The following is a 26,483-nucleotide window of genomic DNA, read 5'->3' on the forward strand; positions in this document are numbered from 1 at the left end:
AGAGAGTAAAGATCCTATCCCCAAGTATTTCAAAATGCAGCAAACAGCGCCGCACTTTGCAAGACAAAGGGCCTATCCAAAGGAGCCATGACCCCGTTTGCTCAGGGTGTCTTTTGCAATTTATGTCGGATACACAACAACACAATTTATTAGCGCCCAGATTTTGGCCAAATTATCTTGGCTTTGCACTGGTCAAACTCATCGCCTATCTCCCCTACCCCGTTATCTACCGACTGGGGCGAGCTCTTGGCCACCTTATGTATCGTCTAATAAAACGACGCACTCAAATCGCACGGACAAACTTGGAGTTATGTTTTCCAACACTCAGCGCGGAAGAACGAGAGCAGTGGGTTAAAGAAAACATTCTATCCACTTCTATCGGTCTGTTAGAAACCGCCATGCTATGGTTTGGACCACAGCGCAATTTAAAAAAGTACGTAAAACTCCAGGGCATGGAACACTATCAACAAGCCAAAGAAAAAGGCAAAGGTGGCTTAATATTAGGATTTCACCTGACCAGCCTTGAAATTGGCGGATCGGCACTGGGGCAGTACCTGGAGTTAGCAGCTCTCTATCGACAAAATGAAAACCCGCTGATCGAAAAGAAGATGGTCAGTGGTCGAGCGAACTATGTCCATTCTATTCCCAGAACGCACACCAGAGACATGATCCGTTGGATAAAGAATAATGGCATGGTTTGGTATGCTGCCGATCAAGACTATGGCCGCGAACAAAGTGTTTTTGTGCCTTTCTTTGATATACCAACGGCAACCATCACGGCGACCAGCCGTTTTGTAAAACTCACTCAGGCCCCAGTCATTCCTTTTACCCATCGTCGAAAAAACAATGGTAAAGTTCTCGAGCTCATCCTGCACCCGCCATTAGATATAAAAGGGGACGATGTAGAGGCCGATGCCCGCACCATCAATCAGTTTCTCGAAAGTTATTTATCTCAGCACCCTAAAGATTATCTATGGGTTCACCGGCGTTTTAAAACTCGTCCAGATGAAGATCAATGGTCACTTTATCCGGCACGTAAGAAAAATCATCCGATTACTCCGGAGCGACTAAAATGGCTACTCGAAGCAGCGAATCATGTTGAATACGATAACGATCAAGTCGTTCGAATAGAATCCGACGAACACATTATTTATGTTAGCTATCGTGACAAAGGCTTCAAGCACTGGTTGAATCCGCCTTATAAAAAGCTGATTCAACAACTAAACAACGAGACTATTAACGAAAACCACTACCGCTATCAGGGACGCGTAAGGCGATGTTTTGAGTACAACTGTGATTTGGTGTATTTGGAAATAACAAGATAAAGGAGCCGACTTTTATCGACTCCTTTGCAGACTAACGTAAATGCGCAGAACGAATGGCCATGAAATCAAGTGCCATCTGTTGTTCATTAAAACGATAAGCACCGCCTTCATCTAAAGACTTGTCAAAAATAGCATGGCGTTTACCATCAGGATCAACCAGAAAGATCTTAGCAGTGTGATCAACCAGGTAATCTTGAGGATCATCACCGTTTTTAAAATAAATCGCACCAAACTGTTTTGCAAAAGGCTCTAGCATCGTGTGTTCGGCTGTCACACCAATAAATTCAGGATGGAACCCTTGCGCATATTTTTGTAAGTGCTGTGGCGAATCTCGCTCTGGATCAACAGACACCAATACCACCTGTACCTGTTGCTGAACTTCTGGCTCAAGCTTAGCGTATACATCACGCATAACCGCCATGGTCACAGGGCATACATCAGGACAGTAAGTATAACCGAAGAAAAGAAAACTCCACTTTCCCTTTAGGTCATTATCAGTGAATGTGTTATCACCCTTTGCCAAAGCAAATGAGTTCACTTGATTTTTCTTAGGAAAAACCATCGCATCCTTAGGCTCGGCACTGGCCCCACCCGAGAAGTACTGGTAACCAGCGACGCCCGATAAAGTAACAACCGCTGTGATAAGAACAATAACTAAAGTTTGTTTTAAATAATTCATAATATTTTAAGTTCAGTCAGACCTAAATGTAAAAGTAGTGATCAACCAGCATCACAACAAACAACACCATCAAATAAACAACAGAATAACCAAAGGTCTTCATTGCCATATTCTTTTGCTTGCCCCACTTCAACAAGGCCGCATAATAAAGAAAAATACCACCAAGAGTTAAAGAGCCCATTAAATAAATGAGTCCAAACATGCCGGTTAAATAAGGCAGTGTCGTGGCCATAATCAATAATATGGTATAGAAAATAATATTCGTTTTTGTGAACTCAATACCATGGGTTACAGGCAACATAGGAATATCCGCCTTAGCGTAATCATCACGACGATGAATAGCCAACGCCCAAAAATGAGGCGGAGTCCAAACAAAAATAATCAACACCAGCAAATAAGCATTAGGATGAATCACACCTGTGTGACCGGTCACAGCAGTCCAACCTAGTAACGGTGGAATAGCGCCAGACAAACCACCAATAACAATATTTTGTGGCGTCGCTCGCTTAAGGTACATGGTGTACACAAATGCATACCCGACTAAACCGAAGAAAGTGAGGATAGCAGTAAGCGAATTAACCCAGACCGTCAGCATAACCATAGATAAGACCGCAAGGACGCCTGCAAAAATAAGCGCTTTAACAGGCTCAACAACACCTTTAGCAACGGGTCTGTTCAAGGTGCGCGCCATCTTTTGGTCAATTTGCGCATCGACCACATGGTTAACGACTGCCGCAGCTCCCGACGCCATGCCGATGCCCAGCGTTCCAATGATTAAAATATCAATCGGCACCATGCCCGGCACCGATAAAAACATACCTACAACAACGGTTAACAATATAAGCGCAACAACTTTAGGCTTACACAGTTCCAGATAATCCTGCCAACCTGCTTGGCGTTCAATGACACTATCCATGAGCCACTCCCTGTTGTTCAAACTGACGTTCGTGTTGCCAGATGATGGTTCGATAAGCTACAAGAGATACTAACAACAACGCAGCAACACCGTTGTGTGCAACAGCAATCGACAACGGCAAATGAAACACGACATTGCTTACGCCCAGAGCCACCTGAATTACCAGCAATGACGAAAACAAAGGAACCATCTTACGGCTAATGGATGACTCGGCCTTCTTCATCAAGCTGACAATTAATAACAATATAACCAAAGACGTAACGATAGCGCCAATACGATGACTCACATGAATTGCGGTCATAGACTCCAGTGACAACACACCGTACTGATAGGTCTCTGCTTCGTGACCCCACAATTTAAAACCATTGGCAAAATCGGTTCGAGCAGTCCAGTCTCCCTGACAAATTGGCAGGTCAGTACAAACCAAAGCCGCATAGTTGGCACTGGTCCAGCCACCTAGTGCTATTTGCATGAACAAAACAGCAATCGCAATACTGGTTAACTTTTTAAAAGAGCTAATGTCATTATTCGTTATATCGTTAGCGGGACGAAACACTCGCACCGCAAAGATGGTTAGCAATGAGAATGTAGTAAAGCCACCTAACAGATGCCCCATAACAATCAAGGGGTGAAGCTTTTCAGTCACTGTCCAAGCACCTAATGCTGCCTGAAATACAATAAGCACTAATAAAACAGAGGCTAACTTAAAAGGTGTTGATTGAACCTGACGGATTTTCCAACTCAGTAAAAACAAGCCCAGGATTAACAGACCTAAGGTACCGGCAAAATAACGATGTACCATTTCTGGCCAAGCCTTATCAAATTCATAAGGTTGATCTGGAAAGGCCATATTTGCCTGCTGGATATCCTGTTGCTGAGTAGGTATATGCAAAAAGCCATAACAACCAGGCCAATCGGGGCAGCCTAACCCTGCATCCGCTAAACGGGTAAAAGCACCTAAGGCAATAACCACAGCAACAAATGGTAAGGCTATGAGTGCCAATTTTTTTTGCATAGAAATTGCTTTGCTCATTTATTTGGCCCCCACATCAAGGGTTCTCATAAGCCGTCCTAAATCAGCATGCAACTCCTTACTTCTTTTGGGGGCATCCTCTTTAGATTGAACCAAATCGTAGCGCATAAAAATGTTGCCAACAGGATCCATCAAATAGATAGCCCCCATCGCCATGGGTGAACGATTAAATCCTTTGAGCTCATCATTTTTGTCTTTGACGGTAACCGCACCTTGCACACTCGAAGCCTTAACGAATGGAATATCAGCCCACTCACCGGGGAGCTGTTGTGCGTCTTTATTGAGAACCATCAACCAGTTAGCTTTGTCTTGACGTTTCCCCAGACCCAGTCGAGTTTGCTGCAACATAAACCAGTTAACCTGACACAGTTCATTGCACTCCTTGTCATCAATTACCAGCAGCCACATCCATTTATTTTTGAACTCTGAACTACCCCAGTTATCAACAAGCTCACCTTTGAGATTAAGGTCATCAAAATGCCAGTACTGCTTAACAAGCGTACCTTTATTTAGATTGCTGCCAGTAAACCACCCGGAGTAATACGCAAGATACGCAGAAGCTACGGGTGCTACAAACACCAGTGCCAGCATAATGAGAGTGATACGATTTTTGGTAACGTTAGACGTTTTATTTTCTTCTGGAAGTTCATTGAAGTCCACTGCTTGACTCCGCCTTTCTTATACTTAAAAAAACAAAAATGATGCACAAAGTTATTGCCAGCCCAAACCATTGAATAGCATAAGCAATATGCTTTTCTGGAGGCATGGCAACTACTTGCCAATCACGAACAAATCCGAACTTTTCTTTCGGTGCTAACCGGATTATATAAGGTAAAATTAAGCTTTGTCTCTCCTGAATAACAGATTTCAACAAATCAAAATCACGCCCTTGAATAAGCCATTGATTATCAGATATTTTTGTTAGTGCATTCTCATAAAGAATTGGTTTTCCCTTAAAGAAATACACTTCGCCTTCACCACTCCAACTCATTGGAGGAAGCTCAACATCGGGTAATACACGTCTATCAGGTAAAGCTCTTACCCATCCACGATTCACCCAAATAATGTGCTTACTACCGTCAAGTTCCAAGGCACTAAAAATGTGATAACCATCTTGCCCCTTATGTGGCTCGTTAGCAATATAAACATTAAAATTCTTTAATAGCGTTCCACGAAATAAGACCGATTGATAGTCTTTAACATGAGACAAAGTATCAGAGTTTAAAGAAATACTTTTTTTTGCCGTACTTTGTATTTGCGCATTGAGTAAAGATTCTTTTTCTTCAGCACGGTTAAGCTGCCAAGTTCCGAGCTTTAATAACACCACTTCTAATACGACAAAAAGAAGCATTAAGCCCAAATGTATTCGAAACTGAAATTTTTTACCGAGAGAAATCTGGTAAAGCTTTTTTATAGGATGTTTTCTCATTTCCGAATTCGTATAATACAGGTACTTATTCTTATATTACTGGATTTACGATGCTGGGAAAGATAATTATTTTTGTCATTATGGCGGCTATTTTATTTAGCCTGTTTAATGCATTACTTCACCTTATTAAAGGCGACAGCAGTAACAAGAAAAATGTCAGAGCGCTCAGCTGGCGCATTGGACTGTCTACATTACTTTTTGTATTGCTGATAGCACTTAATTATTTTGGCATTGTAAGATTTCACACACTGCCTCAAATTGATAATCAACAAACCACACAACAAAATAAATAAATACTTCTTAAACCCTGAACAGTAAACGATAATATTTTCGGGCGAAAAAAAGCGGGCTAAGCCCGCTTTTTTATAGTTTCGCTTTAAATTGCATAAACAAACACAAATAGGAATAACCAAACAACATCAACAAAGTGCCAATACCAAGCACCAGCTTCATATGCAAAGTGATTCTCAGGAGTGAAATGTCCTTTAGCGCAACGAATAGATAAAATGATCAAATAAATAGTACCGATGGTTACATGCAAACCGTGGAAACCGGTCAGCATAAAGAAGGTACTACCATAGATCCCCGAACCTAACGTTAAACCAAGCTCTTCATAAGCGTGTTGATACTCCCACATTTGCAATCCCATGAAGATAATTCCAAGAACTGCAGTAATACTCGTAAACAAAATCAGAGTTGGGCGATTTTTATCAATTAACGCATGATGCGCTATGGTGAGTGTCCAAGAACTGGTTAAAAGGATTGCCGTGTTGATAGCTGGCAGTCCCCATGCACCCATTGCTTGCGTGGTTTCTCCCGATGGTGTTGTCGTCAAAGGCCATTGAGCTAAAAACTCAGGATAAAGGATGGCATGGGTCATGGCATTGTTTCCATCACCGCCTAACCATGGCACCACAAACACTCGAATATAGAAAAGAGCTCCAAAAAATGCTGCAAAGAACATGACTTCGGAGGTAATAAACCAGAGCATTCCATAGCGGAATGAACGATCCATTTGATTGCTGTATAACCCCCCCATAGATTCTCTGATGGTTGCACTCCACCAGGTACTCAACATGTATACAAGTACTGCAATGCCAGCAAGCATTACATAGAATCCCCAGCTATTAGGGTTGTTTACCAAATCGGTAGAGTCCTGAATATAATTTCCAGCACCAAATACCGTTAAAAATAAACCGACAGAACCTATAAATGGCAGCTTGCTCTGTTCGGGGACATAATACTTTTCAGTTTTTTCTGTCATGATTCATTCTCCCTCAGACTCGGTTACTACTTTTGAGCAACCGAAGAGTCATTATCAGGTGATGCGTTAAACAGTGCGTAGTACATCGTAATGGTATGAATGTCATCAGGAATGTCGGGATCAAGATAGAATCTCATTGGCATATCAATGGTTTCTCCCGCCTTAAGAGTCTGTTGATCGAAACAAAAACATTCCGTTTTATTCAGATACAACGACGCTTTTCCTGGTGTAACACTCGGAATAGCCTGACCTGTAATAGCGTAGCCAGACTTATTACGCGCAAAAAACATCACCTCATTTAATTCGCCAGGATGAACAACAACTTTCTTGGTTTGAGTATTAAACTCCCATGGCATACCTCGCTTGATACTGGTAACAAACTCAACCGTGATCTCGCGCTCTTTATCAATTTCGCTTTCTTGATACAGCGCTTGATCAACAATTTTGCCGTTGATACCCGTAATCTCACAAAATAAGTCATACAAAGGCACCATAGCGAATGTGAAGACACTCATCAGCACCGTTAAACCAATCAATTTAAAAACGATCTTTTGATCTTTTTCGTTACTCATTCATTCATCCTGGTGAGAGCTTAAAAGCTCTCACCGATTAGTTACTTAACTTCAGGTGCTTCATCAAACGAATGATAAGGAGCAGGCGAAGGCAAGTGCGTAAACTCAAGACCTTCTGCACCTTCCCAAACTTCACCTGTTGCTTTACCCGTTCCACCACGTACACATTGAACAACAATATAGAAGAACAATAACTGAGTGAGACCTAACCCTAGAGCACCAATACTGGACATACGGTTGAAGTCTTCAAACATCATATTGTAATCCGGTACACGACGTTGCATTCCGGCCAAGCCAGAGAAGTGCATAGGGAAGAATGTTAAGTTAACGAAAATGATTGAGAGCCAGAAATGTACTTTACCTAATGTTTCGTTGTACATATTACCCACCCATTTCGGTAGCCAGTAATAAACGGCTGCAATGGTTCCAAAGATAGCACCAGGGAAGAGTACATAATGGAAGTGAGCAACTACGAAATAGGTATCGTGATACTGTTTATCAACCGGTGTCATCGCCAGCATAACGCCAGATACACCGCCGAGTGTAAACAATATGACAAAGGCCAAAGCAAATAACATGGGTGTTTCGAAGGTCAAAGAGCCTTGCCACATGGTGGCCACCCAGTTGAATATCTTCACCCCTGTCGGCACCGCGATGATCATGGTGGCTATCATAAAGTAGAGTTCACCCACCACTGGCATACCCACCGTAAACATGTGGTGCGCCCATACGATAAACGACAAGAAGGCGATGGAAGCCGTTGCATAAACCATCGAAGAATAACCAAACAAGGGTTTGCGGCTAAAGGTAGGAATAATATGAGACGCGATACCAAAGGCAGGCAGAATCATAATATACACTTCTGGATGACCGAAGAACCAGAAAATATGCTGGAACATAACAGGATCACCACCACCTGCGGCATCAAAGAATGACGTACCAAAGTGACGATCCGTTAACATCATGGTGACAGCGCCCGCTAGTACAGGCATCACCATAATTAACAGGAACGCGGTAATCACCCATGTCCATACAAACATTGGCATTTTCATTAACGTCATGCCGGGTGCCCGCATATTAAATACGGTCACGATGACGTTAATGGCCCCCATGATAGAAGAGATCCCCATCAAGTGAACACCGAAGATAAAGAAGTCGGTGCTTGGAGGTCCAAACTTAGTACTCAGTGGTGCATAGAAAGTCCAACCGAAGTTTGGCGCACCGCCGGGCAAGAAGAATGAACTTAACAATAAACCGAAAGCAAATGGCAAAATCCAGAAGCTCCAGTTATTCATTCTTGGCAATGCCATATCTGGCGCCCCAATCTGCATGGGGATAAGCCAGTTAGCCAAGCCTACGAAAGCTGGCATAACGGCACCAAATACCATGATAAGACCATGCATTGTGGTCAATGAGTTAAACGTATTTGGATCCCAGAACTGTAGGCCCGGTTGGAACAACTCCAAACGAATACCCAGAGCAAAAGCACCACCCGTTAAGAACATGATAAAGGAGAACCATAAGTACATGGTTCCAATATCTTTGTGGTTTGTAGTAAATAACCAGCGTGAAATGCCGGTTGGCTTATGACTACCCATTATTTCCGCCTCCTATTATTTACCGGCTTTAAGTTCTTTAATACGACCAGGCTGAACCAGTTGCCCTGTATTGTTACCCCATTGATTACGGGTATAAGTAACAACGGCCGCGATTTCTGCATCTGTTAGCATATCGCCAAATGGAGGCATTGCATTTTTACCGAAGATAACTTGTCGAGCATGGTCGTCAGGCGAGTCAACGGTTGTCACTTTACTGCCTTTTAATGCAGGGAATGTCGCAAGACCTTCACCATTAGCCTGGTGACACACAGCACATTTTTCCATGTAGACTTTTTCACCGTCAGCCATCAGATCTTCCATGCTCCAGCTTTTTGCTGCCGCTTCGGCAGCTAAGCGATCGGCTTCAGCCTTCTCGGCATGTTTTTGTCCAACCCATTTATCAAAATCATCTTGGCTTACAGCACGAACCACAATAGGCATGTACCCGTGGTCTTTACCACATAGCTCGGCACATACACCGCGATACACGCCGGGCTTGTCGATTTTGGTCCATGTCTCGTTAATAAGGCCAGGGATAGCATCCATCTTCACAGCAAAGTCAGGCATCCACCAAGAATGAATAACATCATCCGCAGTTAGCAAAATACGTACTTTTTTGCCAATAGGTAGTACTACTTCATTATCAACTTCTAGTAAGTAGTTTTCGCCTTTTTCAGTACCAGTCCTGGAGTAGTCTTCAAACTGCTCTCTGGGTGTTGATAAAGAGGAATAGAAACTGACATCATTATCCATATAGTCATAATGCCACTTCCACTGCGATCCAGTGACCTTAATGGTCATATCGGAATAAGAAGTATCTTCGACTTTGAGCAATAGCTTACCAGCAGGAACGGCAAGATATATTAGGATAATGGCGGGAATCACTGTCCAGATAATTTCTAGCTTAGTGCTATGGTGAAATTTGGCTGGAACAGGATGTTTTGACTTGCGAAACCGGATAATTGAATACAGCATTGCGCCGAAAACAAGAATAGTGACAACCGTCATGATGTAAACAACCAACATGTGTAGGTCGAATACTTCCTGACTGGTCTCTGTCACTCCAGGTCGCAAGTTATAAATGGAATACTCAGGATTGGCCATTAGACTGGAGCTTAACAGCACCGCTAACAACACAACACCTGACCTTACTTTTCTTAGCAATGACATGGTGTGCTCTTCTCCATCAACAACCCCGGTTAGTTTTCACTAACCTATATTTATTTTCTTTTTTATGGTTTTTAATTTTTTATTGCGTGTTGGCTTTGGAAAAGCTTTATAACCCTCAACAAAAAATTGCCTTCCGAGTTATTATTTATTTTATGAATATACTCTTCAGGATTAACCGCAAGGATTATAAAGCAGAGCAGGCTCGAAAAAAACCTGCTCAAAGAGATAAGAAATATTTTTATTGAATGTAGGACTGTAATAAATCTTTAATGGGATAATCAGGATATTCTTTTTCAAAAGCTTCAAGCTGCTTTTGCACTTCTTCAAAATTCCCTTGTTCAGCCAGAGCGATGATTTCTTCAGACCATACCTTTGCGCTTTTAATAATTTTTTGCTGAGCCTGAGATGAATCAACGATCGCCAGTTTTTCTGAAGCTGGAACAGTGCCCGCCTCTTCGCTTTTAACTTGCCTCTGTGCCTTTAATATACCGACATCCGCTATTTCTGATGCTAACTTAACTGTATCGGAAGCCAATTCGGAAATACTTTTTGCCTCCGCTTGATTATGATGCATATCAGAGTCGAATGCTGCAGTGCCCATAATCTCATTTTCAAATTGAACGATAGGCCAAATGACATGAGCTAATGTAAATGTCATAACAAAAGCAGCACTCATAGCGACAGGCAAACGTAAACGATCCCAAAAACTTTGCTTGCGAGGTAGTTGGGTAATTTTAATGGACTCTTTTTTTAACTCTCGGTGCGACGCAGCATAAATTACTCGATCAACCGACGAATCAGGCGTTTCGACCGAATATTTTTTGTACTGCTCTGCAATAAACTCATCATCAAATGAAGAGGAATTATTTTCTGTCATGCCTTTAACTCTCCTAACTGAGTTCTCAACTTTTGCATTGCATATCTCAGTCTGCTTTTTACTGTCTCACGACTGCTTTCAGTAATTTGAGCAATATCGGCCAATGAAAGATGGCCCTCTTGTTGCATCAAAAATACTTCTCTTTGCTCAAATGGCAATGCAGCAACCGCGTTTTTAATTTGTTTTCCAATATCGTCTTTACCACTCATAGCAACATTGGCTATGGGAGCTTCTGCCTGGTCAATAAGCTCTTGGTGATCCCCATCCGCTTTTTGTTTATGTTGAGCTGATGATAGGTGACGGTAATAATCCACCAGTCGATTATGAGCAATACGATATAGATAGGTCGTAAACTTCGCATTAACCTCATAGTGCTCACGGGCATTAACCAGCTTTAGCCAAACATCCTGATAAAGTTCTTCTGCAATATCATTACTGTGACACTGACGTAAAAAATAACGATACAGACCACCTTTATGGCGGCGGTAAAGTTGATCAAAAGCCGCAGCGACTCCCTGACGATACTGTTCCATTAATTCTTCATCAGATACTTCTCTTTGATTACTCATAACTACTTCTTGCCGTGCCAACGGCTTTGAGCACACCCTATTTTCTAATTCTGAATGACATATTATAGAACTCATCACTAACCGCCGTCTTCTTTATCTAACACCTACTTTTTATTATCTATACCCAAAGTATTTCAAGGTGCAGGTAGGCGGCCAGCAAACGAATCCCCTGAGCTTAGATACACTAAGTGATTGGGATGAGTGCGCACAGCCAACACCGCTGCATCTTGAAAGGCGACGGGTATATATTACTCACCGGAACAGCAGCAACATATTAGCTCATCTGGATGATAGTCAACTTGCGTCTTCCATCTATTTGAGCTTCTTCTACCCTCCATAAAAGCACGCGATATATGCACTACTACCTTCTTCTTAACAGTGCATTACGCTAAGATCGCTTTCGATATTATTAACGAGCCATCAATATAAAAGGGGTCAGCAAATGGATAGTCAGGCTTGGACCGAAAGACTGCATCAAGAAATTCCAATAACGAAGGCTATAGGAATCAACGTCGCTGAGCTTTCTGCACAAAATATAAAAGTCAGCGCGCCTCTAGCCAACAATATCAATGTTCATCAAACTGCTTTTGCTGGCAGTATCTATACTGTTGGCATTGTCGCTGGCTGGACTTTACTCTCTTCTTACCTTAGAGCCATCAATATCAATGCTACGGTTGTAGCAAGCAAAGCCGATATACAATACAAAAGACCGATTGCAGGCGATATAGTTGCGACTTGTGAGTTTGCTGAGAAAGCACCAGAAACTATCTGGCTTCCTCTTTTTACTCAAAAAAAACCAGCCAGACATCCTTTAAGTATCCAGTTTTACAACAACGAGACTTTATTAGCTCATTTACATGCTACTTTTTATATAAAGCCTCAGTAATTCATCGTCTATGGATAAACTAAAACGACACCTATTATTATCTAGCACCCTCTTTTTGAGTGTGGCGCTTACTGCACAAGAAGCGCCTAAAGAATCTAAAAAAGATGAAGCCAAAGAACAGGAAAGCAAAGTAAATGCCGAAAAAGAGAATTCCGAGCAACAAAATGCTCCCCGTAAGGCAGTAATACCTGAAGAGCCAAGAATAAATGTTATTGAAAGAGATGCTTCTTATTACTCTTCTAATAAAGTGCTCTGGATAGATGAAAACGAAAAGCCATTTTTCATTGTTAAAACAGAAAATACTCATAGCGAAGCTTACGGCAAACTACTTATTATCCCAGATATCAATGAAAAACCGATGCTATCTAACTTTTCTCTACTCATAGACAACTCACTGTCAGTAAAAGGTTGGGATATTTATCATTTATACTTACCCGAAATAAGAAACTATCTTTTGCCTTCTGCGGTAAAGAAAAAGTCTGCTCAAGAGAACTCGCAACCAGAAAAAGCCAACGAATCAGCCTCCACTTCTCCAAATGATGGTGAAAAAGAGCAAAATTCAGAGTCACCATCCAATTCACCAGAAGAAAAACAGCCGGAACCGACAAAAGAAGCAGAGTCATCAACCGAAATAGACCCATCAACGAAAGTAGAGTCATCAACAACAGAAACGACTCCATCAACAACGCCAGCGATACCAGACTTAACGGCTAAACGAGAAGAAACTTATAGCCGCTTTTTTTCTACGACCATTAACTATCTAAATAACCTCGATAACACAGCACTCTTTATATTAGTAAAAGGCAAAAATAGCGAATTAATACTCAAAGCCCTTAAAAAGTATGAAAACAGCAGCCAGGGCATCGTATTTTTTTGGCCAAACATATCATCTTTGGATAAAGAACAAGAGAAAGAGCTAGCCAACGCAATAAAACCTCACTTTCTTATTATGCCTTTACCCACATCAGAACATTTAGAAAGATGGCGCAATATTGAAAAGCGGCGCGAAAAAGCCAATCGTAGAATTCGAACCTTAGCAAAAGAAACCCATACCGATTCAGAGCTAAACTTCTTAATCAATCAACTTCATGGATGGTTAAAAACAAGATCTAAGGAATAATTATTATGGAAAATGGGATTGCTAAGGATGTATTTTCACTGATTTTATTTTTACTACCGTAGGGCGCGCTTTTAGTTTTTTAACGCATTTTTTTTGTTTGCCTCAATAAAATTAAAGCTTTTAATCCTCGAAATAAAAAAAAATAGCATTTTTTTGAATTTTTTGAGGTTATTTTGTTGATTTTTTTTGAAATTAAAGTACGTAGGCTATAAACTTTGTGTTGAGCTCGTTCACTCATTTACTGGAGGAAAAAAATGGCTAAAGGTGCTCTAAAGAAAAAGACAGGCAGCAGCGCTGCAAAAACTCAAGCAAAAAAGGCAACAGCCAAGAAAGCAACTCGTAAAAAAGCGACTCGCAAAAAAGCAGCTTCTAAAGCAAAGGCAAAACCAGTAGTAGCTACTGGTTCAACTGCAAAAGCTTTAGCAACTGCTGAAAAAGCACAAGCGAAAGCCAATGCAGCAGCTGACAAAGCTGAAGGCAAAATGAAGCTTTTGGCCAAGAAAGCCGCTGATGCAGATAAAGCGCTCAAAGCGAAACGCGATGCTGCAAAGAAGCGTAAAACAGCTGCAGCAAAAAAAGCAGTAGCAAAAGCGACTGAAGCCAAGAAAAAAGCGGCTGCAGCAGTGAAAGCTCATCGAGCACTAGTAAAATCTACGAAAGAAGATGCTCGTGGCGCAACAGCTAAAGTAAAAGCGATTCAGAATGTTGCCGCTAAGGTATCTAAAGCTCAAGCTAAAGCAGCTGCTGCGGTTGAGAAATTCAAAGCTAAGCAAGATGCTCAACTATCAAAGCTTGAAGCTAAATTAGTAAAAGCGGCTGAGAAGCCCAAGAAGCGCAAAGCTCGTCGTAAGAAGAAAGCTGCGGCTTAATCTTTATAGCGATTAAAAAAGGGAGTTTTCACTCCCTTTTTTAATGCCTGTCATATTAACTCTAGCATGGTGCTCTATAGTCCCTTAGTGAGAATTCATTGCAACGACTTACGATGGCCAACACTTCAAAATACTCAAAATTGCAGATACGCAGCAAACAAACTCCTGGGACTAAGCTTATTAAGAGATAGATATAAGCGAGAGCAACCAAAACCCCTGCACTTTAAAAAGCAGCGGCGAAATATCCTCATAAAAGGCTAGTATAAACTGCCAAACAAGTATCGATGACTACTCTCTGCCTGAGCAGGGCTTCTTAAAACGAGCAAATTCTTCCAAATCCCAGTATCGACTGGCAAACAACAAACTAAATCCGCGGCGCTGGCTGGCAGGTAATTTGGCATCCTTTTGCAATAATAAATGAATCTCTTCTTCCAGCTTCGCCAACTTTTGCTGCATTTGATGATAGGTACTACTTGATAGTAAGCCAGAGACGAGCCTCATAGTATCTTCTTCTTGGTTAAAAGGAGCGTTAAGGAACTCATCTTTAACTCTCTTAAGAACAAAAGTCTCTATTGGCCCGCCTTCGATCCATCGGAAATCAGGCGCAGTTCGCAATCGAATGGCATTACGAGGCAATAACTCGATAATTTTCATTCGGTCCAGCTGCGCAAGGAGCTGGATGAGCTCATGTTCCGAAAACGTATAATTATCTAAAATCTCATCGAAGGTCCATCGGTTGAGTACCAAATAAGTAATCAACAAACAGCGAATATCAGAGACAATCTGCTGCTCTTGCTCCAACGACAACTCACCCACTTTTTCGCGCGAGCGTTCCGCCTCAGTAACCAGCTCATAAAAAGTTACGCCGACAAGATTACATATTTGCTCCAATCGCTCGAGGGTAAAATGCTGTTGGGCGAACAGGCGTTTAACACTGGCTTCACTTAATGACAGCTGCTGAGCCACATCTTGATAGGTGAGCTCATTTTGACGCAGTAACAGTTTTAGTTGACGTACAAGTTTAGGAATATCGCTCATTGCAAAATAAACTTCTCAGATTCAGGCGGCAAGAATGGCTGCATACAGCATATTAATCTCTCTTCTGGCGTCTTTTGCTCCATATAGTTGGCTTTCAAACACTGAACCTCCTTGAGCAATAGAACGAGAATATATACTGCGATCCTTAATCAATCTGGCTCCGTCAGAATGAAGCTTCATAGCCATCATACGTTCGTCATGGCGGCGAACATCAACGGCATTCACACACTTTACCAGGCGCTTGTTATGGACATGACGTAACGCCTTATTAACGGCGCGCATATCAATAATACAAGCCCTCATTGGAACCACAACAACATCCCCTTCAATATCAATATCAACACGTGGAGGGAAGTCATAGATCATGATATCAGCATGAGGCATTACATCAGGCACACCTTTAAAGACAGAAAAAGGAAGCTTTTTGTCATTGAAGATATCCGCAGCAGAATGCTGGGGGTCCATATCACATAGCACTACTTTTTTTCGGTTATGGTAGGCAGCAGCAGCAACATTAATGGCTAATGTCGTTTTTCCAACGCCACCCTTAGGTGACCAAAATGCTATTTTTTTCATAGTTTATATGCTCAATACTTAGTATTTTCCAATGAGTCCTAGCTATACCATTCCCTTTTAAACACCATAGTACCGATATAGCCTTGAAGTACAGAACTGGCTATTTACATATTGCTTATCAAACTTCAAATAATAGCAAATCGGCACTGTTATTCTGGTAGCTGATCCCCAAAGAAATAGAACCTTTTCCCATCAAAGGCAAAGCTTCACGACGCAGGTAAATTTCCTGGCTTTCATCAGGTTTGATATAGGTTCCATTCGTACTATGGTCTAATAATACGAACTTGCCACGAACAAACTCTATATGGCAATGGTCCCGAGAAATCAGTTCATTATCGATAAGCAAAGTCACATGCTTTTCGCTGCGCCCAATGATAAACGGGGTTTGTTCTGGGGTGATAATAAAGGATTGGCCTTGATAGATAAGTTTCAGTTGCTCAGAATCAAGATGCTGATTCACTGAGTGAACCGAAATAACCTGAGTTTCGGAAAATCCAGCGCTGGGTGTTTTCCAAAAAAGACGATATATAGTAGAGCGATCTCGACTGCCCTTGATAGTAACCTTATCGAATTCTCGCGCATAAGACTTAAGCTCAGTCGATAAGTGTTGATAAACACTTTCTGTTAAGACAATTTGGGAGCCTTTTGCTATCTGCGTAACAAAGGCAGCATCATTGACGGACTCACCGAATAAATCATCGGCATCCTTCAAAGTCTTGCCATAACCAATCCCAATGCGAACTGCGATAGTGCTATGACCAGAAAAAGACTCTGAAGCATTTTGAATGGCCATCGCCGCGCGACAGGCATCATCACAATGATCAAAACACGCCATCACCTCATCTCCGATGGTCTTTATCACTTTTCCTGAACAAAGCTCTGTTTGCTTTTTCATCTCCCAGATAATTTGATCTATTAATCCTTTTGCTTTTACATCGCCTTCTGCTTTATATAGAGCAGAACTGCCTGCAACATCAGCAAATAGAATGGCTCGTTTTTTGTCTCTCGAAAAAAACATGCGTTTGGATTAAGTCTCTTTTAGTTATAAATCAGGAAGAATGCTGATGAATGTAGCAAATTAACAAATAATAAGCCACCGAAAGACCATCTGGCAGCAGTATTTTGAGAAACACTATTTGTTAATATGGATATCACTCAGGCACATTGAGGTCTCTTCAAAGTCTATTCATTTTAGCTATAAAAAACAAGAACCCCCTGGTAGTAACAGCCCTATAAATCACATAGTTATTTCACTCTTATAGCCAATAAAAATAAGCCCAAAACAACAGATGAGCCACATTGTGACAGGCGACTCTTTTTGTACGATTGACTTAATTGAAAAGCTATTGGCTAGCCTTTAAGTAACGAAACAGGCGCTGACAAAACAAATAAGGAAAACTGTGCAAAAGAAGCCAGCAAACGAGAATTATCTGACAACAAGCCAAAAAGGCCGCCATTTAAAAACAAAAAAGCCCCGCAGAGCGAGGCTTTTTTAGAATGCAATGTCGAAAGACAAGCAGCAATTACATCATGCCGCCCATGCCTCCCATACCACCCATTCCGCCCATGCCACCCATATCAGGAGCAGCAGCTTCTTCTTTAGGCATTTCAGCAACCATTGCTTCGGTTGTGATCATAAGACCAGCAACTGACGCAGCATGCTGTAATGCAGAGCGAGTCACTTTAGTTGGATCAAGAATACCCATCTCTAACATATCGCCATACTCACCAGTAGCAGCGTTATAACCATGGTTACCTTCGCTATTTGCTACACGATCAAGGATAACAGAGGCTTCTTCACCCGCATTGGTTGTGATTTGACGCAGAGGCGCTTTCATAGCACGTAACGCGATATGAACACCAGCCGTCTGGTCGTCATTGTCACCAGTTAGGTTTTCTACCGCAGTAGCTGCACGAATTAACGCAACACCACCACCAGGTACAACACCTTCTTCAACAGCAGCGCGAGTAGCATGCAACGCATCTTCAACACGAGCTTTCTTTTCTTTCATTTCAACTTCGGTAGCAGCACCTACTTTGATAACCGCAACACCGCCAGCTAATTTAGCAACACGCTCTTGTAATTTTTCACGGTCGTAATCAGAAGACGTGTCTTCGATTTGACGACGAATTTGAGCAACGCGAGCTTCGATGTTAGCGCCATCACCAGCACCATCAACGATCACAGTCTCTTCTTTAGTGATAGATACTTTCTTAGCAGTACCCAAATCATCAAGAGAAGCACCTTCTAAAGACAAACCAACTTCTTCAGAAATAACCGTACCACCAGTCAAGATAGCGATGTCTTCCAACATAGCTTTACGACGGTCACCGAAACCAGGCGCTTTTACCGCTGCAACTTTAACAATGCCACGCATGTTATTAACAACCAAAGTAGCTAAGGCTTCGCCTTCAACATCTTCAGCAATAATTAAGAGAGGCTTACCCGCTTTAGCAACGTTTTCTAAGATAGGCAGCATGTCACGGATGTTTGAAATTTTCTTGTCAAACAATAAGATGAAAGGGCTGTCTAACTCAGCAGACATGCTGTCTTGGTTGTTGATGAAGTAAGGAGACAGGTAACCACGGTCAAACTGCATACCTTCAACAACGTCAAGCTCATTGTCTAAACCACTGCCTTCTTCTACAGTGATAACACCTTCTTTACCAACTTTAGTCATAGCTTCAGCAATGATGTTACCAATGTCAGTATCAGAGTTTGCAGAGATAGTACCTACCTGAGCAATCGCTTTGTCATCTTCACAAGGAACAGACAGATCTTTTAATGCACCAACAGCTACGCGTACCGCTTTGTCGATACCACGCTTAAGGTCCATTGGGTTCATGCCCGCTGCAACAGATTTCAAACCTTCATTCAAGATAGCTTGAGCTAATACAGTTGCCGTAGTAGTACCGTCACCAGCGATGTCAGAAGTTTGCGAAGCAACTTCTTTAACCATCTGTGCGCCCATGTTTTCGAATTTGTCATCTAATTCGATTTCTTTTGCAACAGACACACCGTCTTTAGTAACAGTAGGAGCGCCAAAAGCTTTATCTAAAACAACGTTACGACCTTTAGGTCCTAAAGTCGTTTTTACTGCATTTGCTAAAATGTTTACGCCCGCTACCATTTTTGTACGAGCATCATCTCCGAAACGAACTTCTTTAGCTGCCATTTCAAGATTCCTCTAAATTTGATCTTTTTAAAATTTGACTACAGTGCAGTTATTCAAACTGTCTGATACGAAAAACGCTGCGGAGCTTACTCTACAACCGCCATGATGTCGTCTTCGCGCATTACAAGTAACTCTTCACCTTCGACTTTTACTTCGGTGCCAGAATACTTACCAAACAACACTTTATCACCTACTTTTACGTCCAACGCGCGAACTTCGCCGTTATCAAGAGGCTTACCATTACCAACGGCGATAACTTCACCGCGGCTAGGCTTTTCTTTGGCATTATCAGGAATCACAATGCCACCTGCAGATGTTGTCTCATCTTCTAAACGACGAACAATGACACGATCGTGTAAAGGACGAATGCTCATTGAATTATCTCCAATTAAATTGATTAAGCTAACGGTGCTTTTTTCATCACCTGTATGAATGCATGCATATATGGGGATAAAATTTTAGCACTCAAGGGCGAGAGTGCTAAAAAATTATAAAATTTAGTCAAAATTGAGGATTATTCGTCCTTTTGATAGTCACCTTCGATGGTTCGACCACCGCCAAAGGACTGAGGGCTATGAGAGCTATGAGAGCTATGAGAGCCAGGTTCGACGGGTCTACTGTGACCAGCAACCACTTGGCCAACTACCTTTTGGCCAATACTGGCTACCAATAGCTTACGCGTCACAGGTATTAAGCAAAGAAATCCTAGAGCATCGGTTAACAACCCAGGCGTGATCATCATGACACCAGCCATCAGGATGAGTAAGCCTTCTGTTAACTCAGTACTGGGCATTTCGCCAGCATTGAGCTTAGATTGCAATCGGTGCCAGGTTTGTAAGCCCTGACTTCTAAACAACTGAACGCCAATAAAAGCCGTGAGTAAAATCAGGCCTACAGTCCCCCAAAACCCTATCATCTCTCCCACTTTTAATAAGATCATAAGTTCGGTAAATGGAATCACGATCCATAACCAGGCAAACTTAAAGGGCATTATCGAGCTCCTTCATCACAGGGTCTTGCAAACAGGCAAGGTATACGAACGTCACCAAGCCTTCATTATCATTCATATCGTATGTCATTTATCGCTCTTACCGCCAAAGGGGAATAGAAAAATTTATATCCGCAATCAGGTAGGAAGTTTTTGAATTAAAAACAGTTTTTAACAGTTTCTGTGATCGGTTTCAGCAAAAATAACTGGTAACGAAAGCACAGAAACACTAACCTGTATAACAGCTGCAGAAATTAATTCTGGCTAATGAACTGCAATATATCAGTTATCTCTGAGATATGGTCAGTTCTGGAAATATCAATAGCGCTTTAGATTAGGAAGATTTTCCTACTGGGCTTTGGCTCCCAATTGACACCCAGTGCCAAAAGCAGGAGCAGCTCTGCAAGTTTCACAAGCTTTAAGACTAAAACTTGGGAATATCTGAACTCACCTGATCAGGCCAGGTAATGACAATAAATACAAACTGTATGGATTTGCCCTGAATGATGAATAGTATTGCCGATAATTCACTCGACCCCAGCTTCAAGAAGATTGTTTGCCGTAGAATTCCGGTCAAACTTAAGCAGTTTGCGCGCCTGCTTGACGAGGTTACGGCAAAAGATATTGATGCCGTCCGATTAAAAGCAATGCTGAGTCAAATCAGTCGTACGCGAGAAACCTGCGAAGAGTATGGCGTCGACTCCACAGCCAAGTTACTAGCTCATATCCAATCTCAACTTAAGTTGGACTCCGAGGCTCTACGCTCTCAGGTCCCTCTGCTAAAGCGTTTTATTCAGCGTCTGGAAAGCCATGCAGAAAGATTGCAACTTGGCCAAATCAATACCGGAACCGATCAAACGGTCAGAGAAGCGAGAGAAGAGCAACAAACTCAAGCAGCCGAGACTGCGCCAACAGAATCTCCAGCTCTTGACCAACCTCAGGAAGCCCCCCAAGCAGAAGAATCCCCCACTGAATTAGCAGCAGAAGAGCCTGTGGTTATCGAAGAAGTGGAAGAAGTGGCTCAGGAGACTGTCGTCGAACCACCAGCCGACTTGCCCGACTCAGAGCAGAATGCAACGCCAGAAATAGAACAACCGGAATTTGATATTGCAGAACTTGATGCCGCAATTCCTGTTATTGAGGCAAACACCACTGAGGAGCTCCCTACAACCACCGAAGCCCCTCTCCCTCAGGTAGAAGAAGTAACACCGACGCCAGAAGAGCTTTATCAATTTCATCCCAGTGCCACTTCTAGCGCTGAAGCAGCCCCCATTGCTTTATTAGAAGGCGCCAGCGAAATCACGATTTACTGGTGTATCGCTGACGGCATGTTTAGCACCATGAAAAAGCAGCTAACAGACTTTGGCTACCCGCTAGAAACCCAACACAATGTCAGCGAAGCCATCGAGTTATCAAAATCCAGTTCAAGCCATGTGGTGATTGCGCACCTAGAATCACTGCCCGACGAAATAGAAGCCCCACTCAATCAACTCAGTCATTTTATTGTCTTTGCAGAACACGACACCATCGAGAACAGACTTAAAGGGATCCGCCTGGGCTCCACCTTATTTTTCTCAGATCCCGTAGATGCCGTTAAATTGATGGAATATCTGGATACTTTGGAACAAAACGAAGATCCATCTCCTTATCGCGTGCTGGTAATGGAAGATTCAAAAGCGCAGGCAAAGTACAACGACAAAGTTTTGAGCGGCGCAGGCTTTGAAGCTTGCATTGTGATCGAACCAATGGAAATTTTGAATGCATTAAGTAACTTTGATCCCGAAGTTATTCTAATGGACATGCAAATGCCCGGTTGCTCAGGTATTGAGCTCACTCAGGTGCTGCGCCAGATAGATAAATACGCAACCACACCGATTCTATTTCTTTCGGCCGAAGAGAATGTTGAGAAGCAGCAAGCAGCTCTAATTTGTGGTGGTAATGCTTTTATAGCCAAACCAGTTAAAAAAGAGCAATTGCTCTTTATGACCGAACTTTATGCCCGTCGTTCACGTAGCTTACGACCTTATTTTGCTAAAGACATTCAAACCGGGCTGATCTCTTCTGCCATGTTCAAAGAACAGTTATCCATTGAAGCAGAACGGGCGATGCGCCAAAACGCAATGATGATTTTGGCATTTATCCAGATAGACAATCTTAATGAGCTCAACAAAGAATATGGCTACGTTTTTGGTGAACGCGCCATGCAACAACTGGCACGTTTGTTACGTCAGCGGTTGCGCAAAACCGATATCATTGGCCTGTTTGACGAGGATACCATCGGCATTGCGCTTAATCCTTGTACCGAAAAAGATGCAGAAGCAGTAACTACTTACTTACGGCAAAGCTTCAGCCATTCTCCTGTCTCTTTTGAAGGACAACAGATTTCTACTAGTATTTCTGTCGGTCTTTCGAAAGCAGGAGCGGATTATAATATCCTTCATCTGGTTAAACGCTCACAGGCAGCACTCAATAAAGCTCAGACTAGCGGTGGCAATCAGATTATCTGGGCTTACGAAAATCAGACTGGTTAGCCGTTTTTCATTAGGCAAGTAAAGTAGAATATAAGCAGCATAGCTGGAGTCTTGAGGGTTGTTTCGACGGTTTTCATAGAGCTATCATTCCCTAAATGACTCCATTTCAGATAGGCTGTACTCTTTACACGACGCATAGCCGTTCTTTTTTACCTTTCTCGGGATAACCTATGCAACATAACACCGACGCAGTCGTCCTTTTAACAACAGTGTCGAATGCCGATCAGGCTCAAACACTTGCTCAAGCTCTGATTGAGTCAAAATTAGCGGCTTGTGTCAGCTTACTGCCAGCAATCACCTCCTACTATCATTGGGACGGCGCATTGCAAAAAGACACCGAGCAACAACTGATTATCAAAACAATCAGTAGCAAGCTTGAGACACTGGAACAGTGGATGAACACTCATCATCCTTATGACGTACCTGAGTTGCTTGCCTTGGATATCAAGGCGGGCAGTAACGATTACTTAAACTGGTTAAAGACTACTTTAAACGATGAAAAATAAATTGATACCTCTGCTACTACTCTTTGTCAGCATTACAGGTTTTGCTGAAGAAAAAGTCGATCTCAAAGCATTATTTGGGCAAGAAGATGAATTTCTGCAAGTTGACGAAGCTTTTCAATTGTCGGTAAACGTTTTTGAAAAAGAATTGATAGCCAGCTGGAAAGTCGCCCCCGCTTATTATCTTTATAAACACCGCTTAGCCTATAAAATCGAGCACGCTACTTTAGGAATGGCTTTTGTACCAGAAGGCAAACCCAAAACTGATGAGTACTTCGGCGATGTAGAAATTTATGAAAAACTGCTAGAAATTAGCTTAGCCTACAGCGATGTCACCCAAACTCCTTTTAAATTAACTTTAGAGTACCAGGGCTGCGCAGACGCGGGATTATGCTACCCTCCAACCACCCGCATTTTTTCTGTCGATCCTTCGACACAAACAGCCACTTTACTGGATGATGACGAAGCCACTCGTTTATTTGGCAGCAGTGAACCCGCACAAGAATCAACAGATACAGAATCAACAGCCGCTCAACCTCAAAGTGCCGATAAGCCTTTTGTATCCGAAAAAGATCAAATCATTGGAACCTTAAACGATTCATCACTCATTTATGGCTTTGTTTTAATGATCGTTCTGGGTGTAGGTTTAGCCTTTACTCCTTGTGTATTTCCAATGATGCCCATTATTTCTAGCATTATTGTTGGCCAGGGCGAAAACATTTCAACATCCAAAGCACTAGCCCTTTCGGTTACGTATACACAAGCCATGGCGATTCCTTACACCATCTTGGGCATGTTTGTAGCAGCGCTGGGGGCAGGTGCAACCAGCTTCTTCCAATCTGCGCCTTTTGTTATTTTCGCTGCCGCGGTATTTTGTATTCTCGCCATTGGTATGTTTGGCTTTTTCGAAATTCAGATGCCAGCCAGTGTACAAAACAAGTTAAATAACGTTAGCCAGAACCAACAAGGCGGAACTTACCTTGGTGTTGCCATCATGGGTGCTTTATCCGGTGTGGTTGTTTCTCCTTGCGTTACTATCCCGTTGATTGCCGTTCTTACCTGGATCGCACAAACTGGCGACTCAATCACTGGTGGTGTTTATCTATATGGCTTGGCACTCGGCATGGGGATCCCGCTGATTATCGTAGGTGTCGGCGGCAGCAAACTGCTGCCTCGTGCTGGCGGTTGGATGGATGCTGTGAAGGCTGCTTTTGGTGTCATTATGTTGATGGTAGCCCTTTACGTTAGCAAACACCTGATTCCAGACACGATCGAAATGCTGTTGTGGGCCATCCTAATTATTGTAGTAGCGGTTTACATGGGTGCCTTACGTCAGGTAGAACAAGGCTGGCCTCACCTTTGGAAAGGTTTAGGCGTAGTACTGCTCATTTACGGTACGCTTATTCTGGTTGGCGCAGCAATGGGTAATACCAACCCATTAAAACCCATTGCCAGCTTCAAGCAGCCTCATGTTATTACTGAGTCGACACCCGATGAGCCTGCAAAGACCAAAAAAGACTATGTTGATCACGCTGGATTCACGTTAATAAAATCCAGTGCTGATCTGGATAAATACATAGCTCAGGCGAAAGCCGAAAACAAAACCGTTATGCTCGATTTCTTTGCAGAATATTGCACGGCCTGTTATGAGTTTGCCGAGTTAACCTTCCCTGATCCACGAGTACAAAAAGCCCTGGAAAATACCATTCTACTTCAGGCCGACGTCACCAAGGGTGATAAACTGGATCTGGAGTTAATGAGCCGATTCAAAATTTTTGGCCTACCATCGATACTCTTCTTTGATAAAAATGGCAAAGAATTATCAGGGCTACGCGCCGAAGGTTTTGAAGATGCAGAGACCTTTCTTTTACGAATTGACGCTGCGATTGGCGAAGACTAATAGAGCGTAAACCCTAGTAAAAAGCCGCTTATAGCGGCTTTTTTATTGCGCCATACAAATGATTTGGCGGCAAGATTATTTGTTTCTGTTTAAAGTAAAACTTATATAGCACAACAAAGATGGTCGATTAAGAAAACTCTTTGTTGTACACATTTACTGAATAACTTGTAGCAAAGATCAGGCAATAAACTAAAAGATAAAAAAAAGCCCCGCAAATGCAGGGCACTGTGATTAACGTTCAACTAAACCAGGGAGATTAGATGAAGACTTTTCACAAACTAGAGAATGATCTCGTTCAGAATGTTCGGTTACCAACTCTTGCTCGATAAAGACGGTCTTTTGTCGAGGTTTTTTCTGGCTGACAACCACACCTACAATAATAATTAAAGCACCAAAATACTGCACTTGCGTTAAAGTTTCATTTAATAGCAACCAACCGAAGAATAAACACGCTAAAGGGAGTAGGTTTAACCATGCTCCAGCCTGGCTCGCTTCCATCTTACTCAACGCGAAGTTATAGCAAGTAAATGCGATGATATTAACGCCCCATGCGAGGAATAATATTGCGAAAGCACCATCCCATGTAATCGATGCGGGAACAGGTTCACCAGCAAACGCAACGAGCGGCAAAAAGAAAACACTACCAACAAATGTTTGAATGCCCGTTAAAAATAGTGCTGAGTAACGGTTAGCCAGGCGGCGGGCGATGATGCTATAAGCAGCAGCAAAAGCGATGGCACACACCTCAAGGAAGTTACCTAACAAAGGATTCGGAGATGTTTCAGTCGCCTGACCGTTAAAAGATAAAAGACCTGCACCAACAACGGCAATTGCGCTGCCGATAAATAGTCGGCGATGTACTTTTTCATTAAGAAAATAAAAAGCCGCAATAGCCACCATCAGGGGTTGTAACGCAGTAATCATTCCTGCTTCTGATGCAGTGGTGTAAGTCAGCGCTAGTCCTTCAAAAACAAAGTAAAGACACGGCTCACATAAGGCCAATCCTAAAAACCATTTCCAATCACCGGCTTGGTAGGGCTCTTTTTTAAAGACAGGAATAAAAAAGAACAATACCGCGCTAGCTAATATCATGCGCAAAAACACGGTGAGTATAGGGCCAAATTCAGCAACCGCGATTTTCATTACAACAAATGAGCTAGCCCAGATAATAATGGCTACTAATAAAGCTGGCAGAGCCAGACGCTGTAGTGAAGTATTTGCCAACATCTTTTTGACACCCACGAAATAGATTAGAAAACAATCAGGTCATTTACGAGGGCGCTATATTAGCGACTCACAGCAATATTGGAAAACGAAATATTGTAAAGTTTCACATTAGTTTTTTTTATGTATATTTATGCTATCACAAAGTCCTTTCTAGCTGCTATTAAGGCTATTTTGAGCACTATTTGAATATGAAACTAAGTTATTAAATACCTGTTTATCAGTAAATTAGGCGTGATC

General features: G+C 42.3%; 26 protein-coding genes. 8 read left to right on the forward strand and 18 right to left on the reverse strand.

Annotation, left to right across the window (positions count from 1 at the left end; genetic code table 11):
- Window positions 1-122: 122 nt before the first annotated feature.
- Window positions 123-1,325, forward strand: a complete 1,203-nt coding sequence (gene lpxL, locus NH399_RS09980; protein WP_253039823.1) for an LpxL/LpxP family Kdo(2)-lipid IV(A) lauroyl/palmitoleoyl acyltransferase — start codon at window positions 123-125, stop codon at window positions 1,323-1,325.
- A 31-nt stretch (window positions 1,326-1,356) separates the two neighbouring features.
- Here lpxL and NH399_RS09985 read toward each other — a convergent pair whose 3' ends face one another.
- The 5 genes from NH399_RS09985 to NH399_RS10005 are packed head-to-tail and all read right to left on the reverse strand — an operon-like array spanning window position 1,357 to window position 5,382.
- Window positions 1,357-2,004 carry an SCO family protein gene (locus NH399_RS09985; protein ID WP_253039825.1) on the reverse strand — a complete coding sequence of 216 codons (648 nt, stop codon included), beginning with the start codon at window positions 2,002-2,004 and terminating at the stop codon, window positions 1,357-1,359.
- 22 nt (window positions 2,005-2,026) lie between these two features.
- Window positions 2,027-2,920 carry a heme o synthase gene (gene cyoE, locus NH399_RS09990; RefSeq protein WP_253039836.1) on the reverse strand — a complete coding sequence of 298 codons (894 nt, stop codon included), beginning with the start codon at window positions 2,918-2,920 and terminating at the stop codon, window positions 2,027-2,029.
- The gene (locus NH399_RS09995) at window positions 2,913-3,953 is read right to left on the reverse strand and encodes a heme A synthase (RefSeq protein ID WP_253039838.1); all 1,041 of its coding nucleotides are present in this window, start codon (window positions 3,951-3,953) and stop codon (window positions 2,913-2,915) included. Before NH399_RS09995 ends, cyoE begins: the two co-directional genes overlap by 8 nt.
- Entirely contained in the window at window positions 3,954-4,613 is a 660-nt protein-coding gene (locus tag NH399_RS10000; RefSeq protein WP_253039840.1) for a hypothetical protein, read from the reverse strand.
- A complete protein-coding gene (locus NH399_RS10005; protein ID WP_253039842.1) occupies window positions 4,600-5,382 on the reverse strand; it encodes an SURF1 family protein in 783 nt (260 codons plus the stop codon). Before NH399_RS10005 ends, NH399_RS10000 begins: the two co-directional genes overlap by 14 nt.
- A 50-nt stretch (window positions 5,383-5,432) precedes the next feature.
- Here NH399_RS10005 and NH399_RS10010 point away from each other — a divergent pair, with 50 nt between their 5' ends.
- Entirely contained in the window at window positions 5,433-5,675 is a 243-nt protein-coding gene (locus NH399_RS10010) for a twin transmembrane helix small protein (protein WP_253039844.1), read from the forward strand.
- An 83-nt stretch (window positions 5,676-5,758) separates the two neighbouring features.
- On the opposite strand, the gene NH399_RS10015 is transcribed toward NH399_RS10010, so the two are convergent.
- The 6 genes from NH399_RS10015 to NH399_RS10040 form a co-directional block, all read right to left on the reverse strand.
- On the reverse strand, window positions 5,759-6,646 hold the full coding sequence (locus tag NH399_RS10015) for a cytochrome c oxidase subunit 3 (protein ID WP_253039846.1): 888 nt from the start codon (window positions 6,644-6,646) through the stop codon (window positions 5,759-5,761).
- Window positions 6,647-6,672: 26 nt separating this feature from the next.
- On the reverse strand, window positions 6,673-7,218 hold the full coding sequence (locus NH399_RS10020; RefSeq protein ID WP_253039848.1) for a cytochrome c oxidase assembly protein: 546 nt from the start codon (window positions 7,216-7,218) through the stop codon (window positions 6,673-6,675).
- 41 nt (window positions 7,219-7,259) lie between these two features.
- On the reverse strand, window positions 7,260-8,816 hold the full coding sequence (gene ctaD / locus NH399_RS10025; protein WP_253039850.1) for a cytochrome c oxidase subunit I: 1,557 nt from the start codon (window positions 8,814-8,816) through the stop codon (window positions 7,260-7,262).
- A gap of 15 nt (window positions 8,817-8,831) precedes the next feature.
- Window positions 8,832-9,986 carry a cytochrome c oxidase subunit II gene (coxB, locus tag NH399_RS10030; RefSeq protein ID WP_253039852.1) on the reverse strand — a complete coding sequence of 385 codons (1,155 nt, stop codon included), beginning with the start codon at window positions 9,984-9,986 and terminating at the stop codon, window positions 8,832-8,834.
- 238 nt (window positions 9,987-10,224) lie between these two features.
- The gene (locus NH399_RS10035; protein WP_253039854.1) at window positions 10,225-10,863 is read right to left on the reverse strand and encodes a hypothetical protein; all 639 of its coding nucleotides are present in this window, start codon (window positions 10,861-10,863) and stop codon (window positions 10,225-10,227) included.
- The gene (locus NH399_RS10040) at window positions 10,860-11,432 is read right to left on the reverse strand and encodes an RNA polymerase sigma factor (RefSeq protein WP_253039856.1); all 573 of its coding nucleotides are present in this window, start codon (window positions 11,430-11,432) and stop codon (window positions 10,860-10,862) included. Before NH399_RS10040 ends, NH399_RS10035 begins: the two co-directional genes overlap by 4 nt.
- 442 nt (window positions 11,433-11,874) lie before the next feature.
- Between NH399_RS10040 and NH399_RS10045 the strand changes: the two genes are divergently transcribed.
- The 3 genes from NH399_RS10045 to NH399_RS10055 all read left to right on the forward strand — a co-directional run bounded on the left by NH399_RS10045 (window position 11,875) and on the right by NH399_RS10055 (window position 14,307).
- Complete coding sequence (locus NH399_RS10045; RefSeq protein WP_253039857.1) at window positions 11,875-12,318, forward strand: YiiD C-terminal domain-containing protein; 444 nt, start codon at window positions 11,875-11,877, stop codon at window positions 12,316-12,318.
- A 10-nt stretch (window positions 12,319-12,328) separates the two neighbouring features.
- The gene (locus NH399_RS10050) at window positions 12,329-13,438 is read left to right on the forward strand and encodes a DUF3530 family protein (RefSeq protein WP_253039859.1); all 1,110 of its coding nucleotides are present in this window, start codon (window positions 12,329-12,331) and stop codon (window positions 13,436-13,438) included.
- A 254-nt stretch (window positions 13,439-13,692) separates the two neighbouring features.
- Entirely contained in the window at window positions 13,693-14,307 is a 615-nt protein-coding gene (locus tag NH399_RS10055; RefSeq protein WP_253039861.1) for a hypothetical protein, read from the forward strand.
- Between the two features lie 288 nt (window positions 14,308-14,595).
- On the opposite strand, the gene NH399_RS10060 is transcribed toward NH399_RS10055, so the two are convergent.
- The 6 genes from NH399_RS10060 to NH399_RS10085 all read right to left on the reverse strand — a co-directional run bounded on the left by NH399_RS10060 (window position 14,596) and on the right by NH399_RS10085 (window position 20,088).
- Window positions 14,596-15,345 (reverse strand): helix-turn-helix transcriptional regulator, encoded by a 750-nt coding sequence (locus NH399_RS10060; RefSeq protein WP_253039863.1) that lies wholly within the window; start codon window positions 15,343-15,345, stop codon window positions 14,596-14,598.
- A 21-nt stretch (window positions 15,346-15,366) separates the two neighbouring features.
- Window positions 15,367-15,921 (reverse strand): ParA family protein, encoded by a 555-nt coding sequence (locus tag NH399_RS10065; protein ID WP_253039865.1) that lies wholly within the window; start codon window positions 15,919-15,921, stop codon window positions 15,367-15,369.
- 118 nt (window positions 15,922-16,039) lie between these two features.
- Window positions 16,040-16,939: an adenylate/guanylate cyclase domain-containing protein gene (locus tag NH399_RS10070; protein WP_253039867.1), complete on the reverse strand. Its 900-nt coding sequence runs from the start codon at window positions 16,937-16,939 to the stop codon at window positions 16,040-16,042.
- Between the two features lie 505 nt (window positions 16,940-17,444).
- Window positions 17,445-19,097 carry a chaperonin GroEL gene (gene groL, locus NH399_RS10075; protein WP_253039869.1) on the reverse strand — a complete coding sequence of 551 codons (1,653 nt, stop codon included), beginning with the start codon at window positions 19,095-19,097 and terminating at the stop codon, window positions 17,445-17,447.
- An 86-nt stretch (window positions 19,098-19,183) separates the two neighbouring features.
- Complete coding sequence (gene groES / locus NH399_RS10080) at window positions 19,184-19,471, reverse strand: co-chaperone GroES (RefSeq protein WP_253039871.1); 288 nt, start codon at window positions 19,469-19,471, stop codon at window positions 19,184-19,186.
- A gap of 140 nt (window positions 19,472-19,611) precedes the next feature.
- Window positions 19,612-20,088: an FxsA family protein gene (locus tag NH399_RS10085; protein WP_253039873.1), complete on the reverse strand. Its 477-nt coding sequence runs from the start codon at window positions 20,086-20,088 to the stop codon at window positions 19,612-19,614.
- Between the two features lie 500 nt (window positions 20,089-20,588).
- Here NH399_RS10085 and NH399_RS10090 point away from each other — a divergent pair, with 500 nt between their 5' ends.
- The 3 genes from NH399_RS10090 (at window position 20,589) to dsbD (ending at window position 25,019) form a co-directional block, all read left to right on the forward strand.
- A complete protein-coding gene (locus NH399_RS10090; RefSeq protein ID WP_253039883.1) occupies window positions 20,589-22,616 on the forward strand; it encodes a diguanylate cyclase domain-containing protein in 2,028 nt (675 codons plus the stop codon).
- A gap of 170 nt (window positions 22,617-22,786) precedes the next feature.
- Window positions 22,787-23,122, forward strand: a complete 336-nt coding sequence (gene cutA / locus NH399_RS10095; protein WP_253039885.1) for a divalent-cation tolerance protein CutA — start codon at window positions 22,787-22,789, stop codon at window positions 23,120-23,122.
- Window positions 23,112-25,019, forward strand: coding sequence for a protein-disulfide reductase DsbD (gene dsbD, locus NH399_RS10100; RefSeq protein ID WP_253039887.1), 1,908 nt, complete (start codon window positions 23,112-23,114; stop codon window positions 25,017-25,019). Before cutA ends, dsbD begins: the two co-directional genes overlap by 11 nt.
- A gap of 231 nt (window positions 25,020-25,250) precedes the next feature.
- Here the strand turns inward: dsbD and NH399_RS10105 are convergent, their stop codons facing one another.
- Window positions 25,251-26,246: a DMT family transporter gene (locus NH399_RS10105; protein ID WP_253039889.1), complete on the reverse strand. Its 996-nt coding sequence runs from the start codon at window positions 26,244-26,246 to the stop codon at window positions 25,251-25,253.
- Window positions 26,247-26,483 lie beyond the last annotated feature (237 nt).

The organism is Pleionea sp. CnH1-48, assembly GCF_024124665.1.
Classification (GTDB): domain Bacteria; phylum Pseudomonadota; class Gammaproteobacteria; order Enterobacterales; family Kangiellaceae; genus JAMXSB01.

Excerpts from the sequence above, each read along its gene's own strand:
- lpxL (WP_253039823.1), top strand. The coding sequence starts at position 123 with ATGTCGGATACACAACAACACAATTTATTAGCGCCCAGATTTTGGCCA.
- NH399_RS09985 (WP_253039825.1), bottom strand. The coding sequence starts at position 2,004 with ATGAATTATTTAAAACAAACTTTAGTTATTGTTCTTATCACAGCGGTT.
- cyoE (WP_253039836.1), bottom strand. The coding sequence starts at position 2,920 with ATGGATAGTGTCATTGAACGCCAAGCAGGTTGGCAGGATTATCTGGAA.
- NH399_RS09995 (WP_253039838.1), bottom strand. The coding sequence starts at position 3,953 with ATGAGCAAAGCAATTTCTATGCAAAAAAAATTGGCACTCATAGCCTTA.
- NH399_RS10005 (WP_253039842.1), bottom strand. The coding sequence starts at position 5,382 with ATGAGAAAACATCCTATAAAAAAGCTTTACCAGATTTCTCTCGGTAAA.
- NH399_RS10010 (WP_253039844.1), top strand. The coding sequence starts at position 5,433 with ATGCTGGGAAAGATAATTATTTTTGTCATTATGGCGGCTATTTTATTT.
- NH399_RS10015 (WP_253039846.1), bottom strand. The coding sequence starts at position 6,646 with ATGACAGAAAAAACTGAAAAGTATTATGTCCCCGAACAGAGCAAGCTG.
- NH399_RS10020 (WP_253039848.1), bottom strand. The coding sequence starts at position 7,218 with ATGAGTAACGAAAAAGATCAAAAGATCGTTTTTAAATTGATTGGTTTA.
- ctaD (WP_253039850.1), bottom strand. The coding sequence starts at position 8,816 with ATGGGTAGTCATAAGCCAACCGGCATTTCACGCTGGTTATTTACTACA.
- coxB (WP_253039852.1), bottom strand. The coding sequence starts at position 9,986 with ATGTCATTGCTAAGAAAAGTAAGGTCAGGTGTTGTGTTGTTAGCGGTG.
- NH399_RS10035 (WP_253039854.1), bottom strand. The coding sequence starts at position 10,863 with ATGACAGAAAATAATTCCTCTTCATTTGATGATGAGTTTATTGCAGAG.
- NH399_RS10040 (WP_253039856.1), bottom strand. The coding sequence starts at position 11,432 with ATGAGTAATCAAAGAGAAGTATCTGATGAAGAATTAATGGAACAGTAT.
- NH399_RS10045 (WP_253039857.1), top strand. The coding sequence starts at position 11,875 with ATGGATAGTCAGGCTTGGACCGAAAGACTGCATCAAGAAATTCCAATA.
- NH399_RS10050 (WP_253039859.1), top strand. The coding sequence starts at position 12,329 with ATGGATAAACTAAAACGACACCTATTATTATCTAGCACCCTCTTTTTG.
- NH399_RS10055 (WP_253039861.1), top strand. The coding sequence starts at position 13,693 with ATGGCTAAAGGTGCTCTAAAGAAAAAGACAGGCAGCAGCGCTGCAAAA.
- NH399_RS10060 (WP_253039863.1), bottom strand. The coding sequence starts at position 15,345 with ATGAGCGATATTCCTAAACTTGTACGTCAACTAAAACTGTTACTGCGT.
- NH399_RS10065 (WP_253039865.1), bottom strand. The coding sequence starts at position 15,921 with ATGAAAAAAATAGCATTTTGGTCACCTAAGGGTGGCGTTGGAAAAACG.
- NH399_RS10070 (WP_253039867.1), bottom strand. The coding sequence starts at position 16,939 with ATGTTTTTTTCGAGAGACAAAAAACGAGCCATTCTATTTGCTGATGTT.
- groL (WP_253039869.1), bottom strand. The coding sequence starts at position 19,097 with ATGGCAGCTAAAGAAGTTCGTTTCGGAGATGATGCTCGTACAAAAATG.
- groES (WP_253039871.1), bottom strand. The coding sequence starts at position 19,471 with ATGAGCATTCGTCCTTTACACGATCGTGTCATTGTTCGTCGTTTAGAA.
- NH399_RS10085 (WP_253039873.1), bottom strand. The coding sequence starts at position 20,088 with ATGCCCTTTAAGTTTGCCTGGTTATGGATCGTGATTCCATTTACCGAA.
- NH399_RS10090 (WP_253039883.1), top strand. The coding sequence starts at position 20,589 with ATGATGAATAGTATTGCCGATAATTCACTCGACCCCAGCTTCAAGAAG.
- cutA (WP_253039885.1), top strand. The coding sequence starts at position 22,787 with ATGCAACATAACACCGACGCAGTCGTCCTTTTAACAACAGTGTCGAAT.
- dsbD (WP_253039887.1), top strand. The coding sequence starts at position 23,112 with ATGAAAAATAAATTGATACCTCTGCTACTACTCTTTGTCAGCATTACA.
- NH399_RS10105 (WP_253039889.1), bottom strand. The coding sequence starts at position 26,246 with ATGTTGGCAAATACTTCACTACAGCGTCTGGCTCTGCCAGCTTTATTA.